We start from the raw sequence: 8,318 nt of genomic DNA, 5'->3' as shown, positions 1-8,318 counted from the left end.
GACAGATTTAAGTGGTGGGATAAAAATTTTATCCCTCAAAAATTCAACCAAATCTCCTTTATTAATATTTATTTTTTTCGTAACTTAATGTTCAGAATACAAGAAAATGAATGCTATTTTTTCTTCCATAAAAGAGTTTAGTACTGATTTCAGCAAGTTGTTTTTTCCGGTAAACTGTGCTGCATGCAGTAAAGTGCTTCAAAAAAATGAAGAAGAAATTTGTTTACATTGTATTTCAGGTTTGCCTAAAACTTCTTTTTGGCAGTTTAAAGACAATCCTTTTGAACAATTATTTTGGGGACGCGTAGATATTCACAGAGCCGTTGCCTTATTTTACTATAAGAAAGGCACTAAAGTTCAGCAACTCATTCATAACATAAAATACAGGGGTAAGCTATCTGCCGGCGAATACTGTGGAAAATGGCTTGGGGAAAAGCTACTGGAAGATAGATATTTTAACATGCCGGATTATGTAGTCCCGGTTCCATTGCATCCCAAACGAAAAAAAGTAAGAGGTTACAATCAGGCAGACTGTATAGCAAGAGGTATTTCAAAAATATTAAAAGTACCACTGGAAACGCAAAATTTCAAAAGAGTGAAGTACAATGTTTCACAAACAAAAAAAAGCCGTTTTGAAAGATGGGATAATGTAGATCGTATTTTTGAAATTGAAAATTTCGATCAATTCACCGGAAAACATTTACTAATAGTAGATGATGTAGTTACAACGGGAAGTACTCTCGAAGCTTGTTTACTGAATTTACAGAAAATAGAAAATGTCACCTTAAGTATAGTTGTACTCGGATTTTCAAGCAGTTAAGTGGTTTTATTTGCTAACTGACCACAAGCTGCATCTATATCTTTTCCCCTGCTTTTTCTAACTTTTGCAGTCACTCTATTTCTTTCAAGAAGCGTGATAAACTTATCTCTGGAAGATTCACTGGTTTTTTCGAAATCAGCTTCATCAATTTGATTATACTCAATCACATTAATTATAGCCGGGACTCTCTGACAAAGTTTTATCAACTCATGAGCATCTTCATTAGTATCATTAAAATCTTTTAAAAGTATATACTCAAAAGTCATTTTATTCCCTGTGTTTTGATAAAAATATAATAAACTCTCAATTAGCGTCTCCAGATTATTTGATGAATTAATCGGCATAATTTTATCACGTTTCACATCATTGGGAGCATGTAATGACAATGCAAGATTAAAGCGGACTTCATCATCAGCAAGTTTTTTAATCATTTTAGCAATTCCGGCAGTTGAAACAGTAATTCGCTTGGGTGAAAAATTTATAGTTTCCGGGTTTGAAATAAAATCAATGGACTTTAAAACATTAGCATAATTTAAAAGAGGTTCGCCCATTCCCATATAGACAATATTGGTCAGTGGCTTACCAAAAGCATCCATAGCTTCCTGATTCATGATGATATACTGGTCAAAAATTTCATCAAAATTTAAATTTCTTTTTCTTCCCATAAAACCGGTAGCACAAAAGCTGCAACTTAAACTACAACCAACCTGAGAGGAAACACAGGCCGTTAACCTGGTATCTGTAGGTATAATCACACCTTCAATCAAATGATTGTCAAATAGTCGGAAAGTGAATTTTATAGTTCCGTCATTACTAACCTGGCGGGTGTTAATAGTAATGTTATTAATCACATAGTTTTCTTGTAAAAAACTCCTGAAAGCCTTAGGTAAGTTTGTCATTTCATCAAAAGTAAAAACTGCTTTTGCCCATAGCCATTCATAGATTTGTTTGGCCCGAAAAAGGGGTTGTCCATTTTCCCGGCAAATTTCACCTAAGTCTTCAATGCTTAAAGCACGAATATCTTTTTTCATTTCTAACTCCATATCACAATCCTTTCAAACTCAAACAAAGAAATTTGTCAAAACAGCCAAAATTACCTGGCGGTACAACAAATCTTCTGCAATTAAAATACATTTTTTCTCTTCCTCACCGTAGCGATTCAAATTCATTCTGAATATCTTGTTGTCTTCAATAACATACTGAAGCCTGCTTTTAACATTATAATCAGATTCAGCTCCATAGATATTGTTACTCTCGATGATGAAATGTATTTCACCTAACTTTTCTCCCTTATCATCGTCAGAAAAATAAACTTTATTTCCTTTGATAATATTAATGCAGGAACCCTTTTCTTTTGAAGTAGGATTTTTAGGCCTGTACACTTTACTACCTTCAATTATCAGCTCACAGTTTCCGGGCTGATAACTCTCATCGTCTTCTTTTATCGCCTTAAAAACAAAGTTTCCGTCAGAAATAAATAAACATTCAGATTTTTGCAAACCCTTTTCATCTTTGCTTTTGTATAGTCTCATAATTCCGTTTCAGTAACATGAATCTTAATATCTTTATTGCTTAAATAGTTCAATATAAACGCATAAGCACTTTTGTCTTTTACCAAGTATTCCGGTGGGACAACTCCGGCATCAGGCTTTATCTTACCCGACAGAAAGGCTTCAGCTACGGCAGTGCATGTGTAACCCGTAGTTCTCGACATGGAACTGAATCCATCTTTGGTGTCATCATACAGCTCAAATTGAAACTTCTTTTTATCGGAATGCATATCAATTCTCATGTAAGTAAATTCCTCTTCATTTTCACCTAACTTCCAGTTTTCAAAAAGAAGCTTGCTCGTAAATTCTCTTGGAGTAATACTTTGCCCGTCAACTTCAATTTTCTGCTCATCAAAAAATCCAAGCGATTTGAACATCTGAATTTTTTGCGCATAACCCGGATATCTGACTGTTTTTTCTTCCATATTTTCAATATCCAAAGTATGAAGTAATGTTCTCAAACCATCTGATAAGAAACATTCTAAAGTACCTATGTTTTTTACATCGAAATTTTCAATTTCAGTCAGCGGGTCAAAAACAACCTCCTTTCCATTTCTTTTAATACGCGCCGGTCTGATATATTCTTCAATTACATCCAAAGGAGAAAAAGGAGCTTTATACTCAAATGGCCAATTTCTGGTTTTGGGCAATCCCCCAACCATGCATTTAAAAAAATTAATTGAATGATTGTATGCATAATTAGCTGCAACTAAATTGCTGAGTCCGGGCGCAACCCCAATATCCGGAATAAAAACTACATTTTTTTCTTTTGCTAATGCATCTAACTGAAGCGGATCCTCCGGAAAAAAAGAAATATCTATGTAATTTTTTCCTAGACCTAAAACTTTTTGGGCTGTTTTAAAGCCAATACTGCCTGGCAGAGCTCCAACTATTAAATCATATTTATCGATTTCTAATTCTGACATATCATCAAAATTGACCCGCCGGTGTATTTTTTTGATATCTTCATAACTGTCTAAGCTCTTTAAGTTTTCGGATGAAGCATCAATTACAGTTACTTTATGATTTTTATGAAGCTCAACTGCTATCAAACAACCAACCATTCCGCTCCCCAAGATTAAAATATTTTTACTCATATTTTTAATTTCTAAAAAGATGTACATAGGAAGCCACTGCTTCTAATTCACTTTCATTTAAAAATATTTTGAATGGCATCATTGCCCCTCTCCCCTCTGATATTACTTCTATTGACTCTTCCATGGACAATACTGAAATGGTTAAATCAGAAGCTCCGCTTAGCTTAAGATTTCCTTTTGCTCCGTGACAGGTTTTACAATGAATATCATAAATTCTCAAGCCTTCCTTTTGCTGAGCAGTCAGGTTTGCTGTATTGGGTGCTTCAGGCCTGTGAACACCTCTTTGATTACTTTCACCTCCACAGCTATACAAGCCTAAAAGAAGCCCGAAAAACAGTGTTATCAATAAATAAGCTTTCTTTTTCATTTTTTTATTATTACTTCATAAACTAACATAAAATTCATACTTCGGTTCAGTAAAATCAATTGTTCTATAATTAACTTTTAAGTTTAAGTAAAACTAAATTTTCTACATGCGGAGTCTGCGGAAATAAATCCATTGGCATCCACTTGATAATTTCATAATTATCACTTAATAAAGCCAAATCTCTTGCCTGTGTTGCCGGATTACAACTTACATAAACAATTTTTTCAGCCTTAATTTGATTTAATGTATCTACAACATCCGGGTGCATTCCTGCTCTGGGAGGGTCTGTAATGATGACATCCGGTTTTAAAAAGTCTTTAAAGTCTGAATCTTTAAAAAAGTCTTTTACATCAGCTGCATAAAAAGTGCAATTTTCAATATTGTTAAATCGTGCATTTTCTTTAGCATCTTCGATAGCTTCTTCAACATTCTCGATTCCTACAACTGATTTTGCTTTATCAGAAACATAAAGGGCAATACTACCTAATCCGGTATACAGATCTAAAATATTTTCATTTCCCTTTAACTCTATCCAATCTTTAATTAAAGCATACATTTTCTCAGCCTGCAAAGAATTTGTTTGGAAAAATGAGTGAGTTCCTATCTTATATTTTACGTTACCCAATTTTTCAATTATATATGCTCTTCCGGAATATAGCTCAGCCTTTAATCCGGTGATAGTATCATTTCCTTTTGGATTGACAACAAAATTAAGGGAAGTGATTTCCGGGATTTCATTTTTTAAATATTCCATTATTAAATGGATTTTTTCTTCATCCCTATGATAAAAGGTGAGTATGACCATTACTTCACCAAGTGAGCTTATCCGAATAATTAAAGTTCTTAAAAGTCCTTCCTGTTTACGAATATTAAAGAATGGGATGTTATGCAACTTGGCAAAATGATAAATTTTATTCCTGATTTGGTTAGTAGGCTCCTGCTGAAGATGGCATTTATTTATATTCAGCACCTTATCAAACCTTCCGGGAATATGAAAACCAAGAGCTCCATTATCTTCAAGATCTTCTCCACTTTTAATTTCCTCATCAGTAAACCAACGGCTATCGGAAAAGCTAAACTCTAACTTATTTCTGTAAAAAGCATGTTTTTCTGATTCCAAAACGGGTTCCGGCTCCGGATATTCAAGATTACCAATTCTTTGAAAGGCATCCTCGACTATTTGTTTTTTCCAAAAAACCTGATCTTTATAGTCTAAATGCTGCCATTTGCAACCTCCACAAACACCAAAGTGCTCACAAAAGGGAGTCACACGATTTGCAGCGGGTTTTATCATTTTGTAAATTACTCCTTCTGCAAAAGCTTTTTTGTTTTTAGTTAATCTCGCATCTACTAAATCTCCCGGAGCTACGGCAGTTATAAAATATGCTTTCCCGTCATGTTTACCAACTCCTTTTCCATTATTGGCTAAGCTGACAATTTCAAGATTTTCGATTATTTTTGGTGCTCGTTTCATAGTTTGCTGCAAATTTTTACTTCCGTTTTTTACCTAAGTATTTAATCCTCATTCATTAGATTAAAAATGTCCTTTGCTTTTTTTAAAACTTCTTCTAAATGCTCCAAAGGTAACATATTTGCACCATCACTTTTTGCTTTAGACGGTTCCGGATGTACTTCTAAAAAGAGACCGTCTGCACCTGTTGCCATAGCTGCATTTGCTATGGTTTTAATAAAAACCGGACTGCCTCCTGTAACTCCCTCAGACTGATTGGGTTTTTGAAGTGAGTGCGTGCAATCTACAATTACCGGAAAACCTATTTTCTTTAATAAAGGTATATTTCGAAAATCAACCACTAAATCCTGATAGCCAAAAAAAGTACCCCTTTCTATTAGCATTATATTTTCATTTCCTGTGCTGCGCACTTTATCAACTGCAAATTTCATGGATTCAGCAGAAGCAAACTGAGCTTTTTTAATACTCACAGCTTTATGGGTATTACCGGCAGCAATTAACAAATCTGTCTGGCGGCATAAAAAAGCCGGTATTTGAAGACAATCTGCAACAGAGGCATATTTTTCTGCATCTGCACTTTCATGTATATCTGTTGTTACCGGTATTTCAAATTCTGTTTTAACTTTTTCCAGTATTCTCAAAGCTTCATCCTCATCAATGCCGGTAAATGAATCTAATTTTGTTCGATTTGCTTTTTTTACCGAACCTTTAAAAATGAGATTGAAGTCCAGCAAAAGACTAAGTTTTTTTAACTTTTCAGCTATTAATAGCGGAGTGTCTTCATTTTCTATTGCACACGGGCCGGAAATAATAGTAAGCTTTTTCATTTTTACATTTTGAGGAAAGATAATTATAATACAATTAAACTGATATTTTAAACATATAACTAGTTTTAGTCTTTGGATTTTTCTCCAAGGTAACCACCATGATGCCTTTTTGCAAAATCAGATTTGGTGAACTTTTTTTCCTCCATAACCAGTAAACTTAAAACGTCTCCTACGGCCAGCATGCAGGTTGTAGACGTAGTGGGTGCCATCCCTAAAAAACAAGCCTCAGTAGCATTTCCGATAGATAAAGTTACATCTGCTACTTTTGTTAAAGGGCTGTCAGTATTTGATGTAATCACAATAATTGAAATTCCCTCCGGTATTAATTCTCTGGATAAACTAACCAATTCAAGCGCTTCTCTGGTTTTGCCGGAATTAGATAAAATGATAAGTACATCCCCGTAACGTAAAGCTCCTAAATCCCCATGCTGTGCTTCTCCGGGATGTAAATACATAGAAGGAGTTCCGGTAGAAGATAATGTAGCTGCTATTTTTCTTGCAATTAAACCTGCCTTGCCCATACCACTAAGGACGACTTTGCCCTTACAGCCCAGAATTATTTCCACAGATTTAATTAAAGAGTTGTCTATTGGAATATTTAAAATCGCCTTACTTTCATGCTCCAATATTTGCCTGGCTCTATCTAACTTTACTTTATCCATTTTCCCTTTTCCCAATCCCGGGTATTTAAAACTTTATCATCAATAAATATGTCATAAGAAGGCTTTGTAAGTCTCAACTCATGATGTTTTGCTCCCCACTCTTTTAATTGGCGGGTAGTGAGTTCTGTCCAATCCAATCCGGATTTCATCCCCCGGGCGGTCCAGTAAACTATATAATGCCCTTCGTCATAAAGTTTGTTAACTTTCCGGATGTTTTCCGTTATAGGTTTTGATGCCTCATAATTCATGCCATCTGTAAGACAGATAGTATCATCAATATCTACAAAAATTTCTAACTTTTCTTTATTTAAATCAAATCCCATTGCATATTTTTCTCACAAATATAAAGTAAAGAAGCTCAAAATAATTGAATTCTGAACTTTAAAGGTGCTCCCTTTTGAATTTACTTTTCAAAAAGTATTGAAAAAAAGCTTTCTGTAAAAAATGATTTTAGCTTTTTTTGAGCCTTTCATTCTTTAGAAATAATAAACCCGGTAGAAAACTTAAACCTATTAAGCCAATACAAACATAAAAAGCATGATTGAAAGAATAAAAATCAATAAAATAACCAATTAATACCGGTCCGATTGCTGTACTTAGAACCATTAAAGCAGTAAACAAACTTCTCACAGTACCTATGGTTTTTACACCATAAACTTCAGCTATGGCAGCGTCTTTAACCGGACTTCCAATGCCTGTTGAAACACCGGCTAATATTAAAAATATACTGTAAGACAACTGGTGGTCAGAAACGGATAAAATAAATATGCCCAAAGCCATGGGTAGAAGAAAAAAGGGAAATATTTTTTTAGCACTGAAATTATCAATCAACCAACCGGATAAAAAAATAGAAGCAGTGCCGGAGATTGCATAGCCAATTAATGAACCCGCCATCCATGTATGCGACCAGTTTTTAAAATCTGCTAATGAAAGTTGATAAAAAAGGATTGCAGTAATGATTAAAGACATACTGAAGATATTTGGCCCTATTATATAAAAGCGCTTATCTGATAATACATCTAACTGGCCCCATGCCCTTTCTGTATTTACTTTTTCTCCGGTAACTGCTTTTAGTTTGGGTATCTTTTTTTCCAATTGAAAAAGGACCGGCAAAACGAAAAATAGGATAAAACAACCAATAATAATAAGGCTCAATCTCCAGTCAAAAAGCCCAATCAGAATAACAACCAGACTTGGCATGAGAGCCTCTCCGAGGGGATATCCAAAAGCAGCAAAACTGAGTGCTTTTCCCCTTGCTGCCTCAAAATATCTTGACATAACTGTCATAGAAGTATGGCTCATCAAACCTTGTCCAAAATGTCTGAGGCCAAAAATTGAAATAAAAACCATTAAAATGGAGTAACTAAAACCTAAAAGGATGTTTACTAATCCAAAACCTACTACCACTAATATCAAATACTTTTTTAACGATATTTTGTCAATATATCTACCGGTATAAGTAAGAACAAGCGCACTGGTTAATGTAGCTGCTCCATAAAGCTGACCAATTCTGCTGTCAGTTAA

10 protein-coding genes are annotated in these 8,318 nt (G+C 34.5%); 1 reads left to right on the top strand and 9 read right to left on the bottom strand.

Annotation, left to right across the window (positions count from 1 at the left end):
- The first annotated feature begins 106 nt into the window (after positions 1 to 106).
- The gene (locus EA412_14850; GenBank protein ID TVR75814.1) at positions 107 to 820 is read left to right on the top strand and encodes a ComF family protein; all 714 of its coding nucleotides are present in this window, start codon (positions 107 to 109) and stop codon (positions 818 to 820) included.
- On the opposite strand, the gene rlmN is transcribed toward EA412_14850, so the two are convergent.
- The 9 genes from rlmN to EA412_14805 form a co-directional block, all read right to left on the bottom strand.
- Complete coding sequence (gene rlmN / locus EA412_14845) at positions 817 to 1,863, bottom strand: 23S rRNA (adenine(2503)-C(2))-methyltransferase RlmN (GenBank protein TVR75813.1); 1,047 nt, start codon at positions 1,861 to 1,863, stop codon at positions 817 to 819. The two genes, EA412_14850 and rlmN, sit on opposite strands and share 4 nt — an antisense overlap.
- Positions 1,864 to 1,881: 18 nt before the next feature.
- Positions 1,882 to 2,352, bottom strand: coding sequence for a hypothetical protein (locus EA412_14840; GenBank protein TVR75812.1), 471 nt, complete (start codon positions 2,350 to 2,352; stop codon positions 1,882 to 1,884).
- Positions 2,349 to 3,494 carry a saccharopine dehydrogenase gene (locus tag EA412_14835; protein TVR75811.1) on the bottom strand — a complete coding sequence of 382 codons (1,146 nt, stop codon included), beginning with the start codon at positions 3,492 to 3,494 and terminating at the stop codon, positions 2,349 to 2,351. The genes EA412_14840 and EA412_14835 overlap by 4 nt, the downstream gene beginning before the upstream one ends.
- Positions 3,472 to 3,834 (bottom strand): cytochrome c, encoded by a 363-nt coding sequence (locus EA412_14830; GenBank protein ID TVR75810.1) that lies wholly within the window; start codon positions 3,832 to 3,834, stop codon positions 3,472 to 3,474. Before EA412_14830 ends, EA412_14835 begins: the two co-directional genes overlap by 23 nt.
- 70 nt (positions 3,835 to 3,904) lie before the next feature.
- Positions 3,905 to 5,308 (bottom strand): 23S rRNA (uracil(1939)-C(5))-methyltransferase RlmD, encoded by a 1,404-nt coding sequence (gene rlmD / locus EA412_14825; GenBank protein TVR75809.1) that lies wholly within the window; start codon positions 5,306 to 5,308, stop codon positions 3,905 to 3,907.
- A gap of 41 nt (positions 5,309 to 5,349) precedes the next feature.
- Positions 5,350 to 6,132 (bottom strand): 3-deoxy-8-phosphooctulonate synthase, encoded by a 783-nt coding sequence (locus EA412_14820; protein ID TVR75808.1) that lies wholly within the window; start codon positions 6,130 to 6,132, stop codon positions 5,350 to 5,352.
- Between the two features lie 65 nt (positions 6,133 to 6,197).
- A complete protein-coding gene (locus tag EA412_14815; protein ID TVR75807.1) occupies positions 6,198 to 6,794 on the bottom strand; it encodes an SIS domain-containing protein in 597 nt (198 codons plus the stop codon).
- Positions 6,782 to 7,117 carry a hypothetical protein gene (locus EA412_14810; protein TVR75806.1) on the bottom strand — a complete coding sequence of 112 codons (336 nt, stop codon included), beginning with the start codon at positions 7,115 to 7,117 and terminating at the stop codon, positions 6,782 to 6,784. Before EA412_14810 ends, EA412_14815 begins: the two co-directional genes overlap by 13 nt.
- 127 nt (positions 7,118 to 7,244) lie before the next feature.
- The coding region (locus EA412_14805) for an MFS transporter (protein TVR75805.1) at positions 7,245 to 8,318 on the bottom strand (1,074 nt) is incomplete at its 5' end.

This window comes from Chitinophagaceae bacterium (assembly GCA_007695095.1).
Lineage (GTDB): Bacteria > Bacteroidota > Bacteroidia > Chitinophagales > REEL01 > REEL01.
The sequence above is the reverse complement of the archived record's forward strand: the minus strand, read 5'-3'. Positions and strand labels throughout refer to the sequence as shown.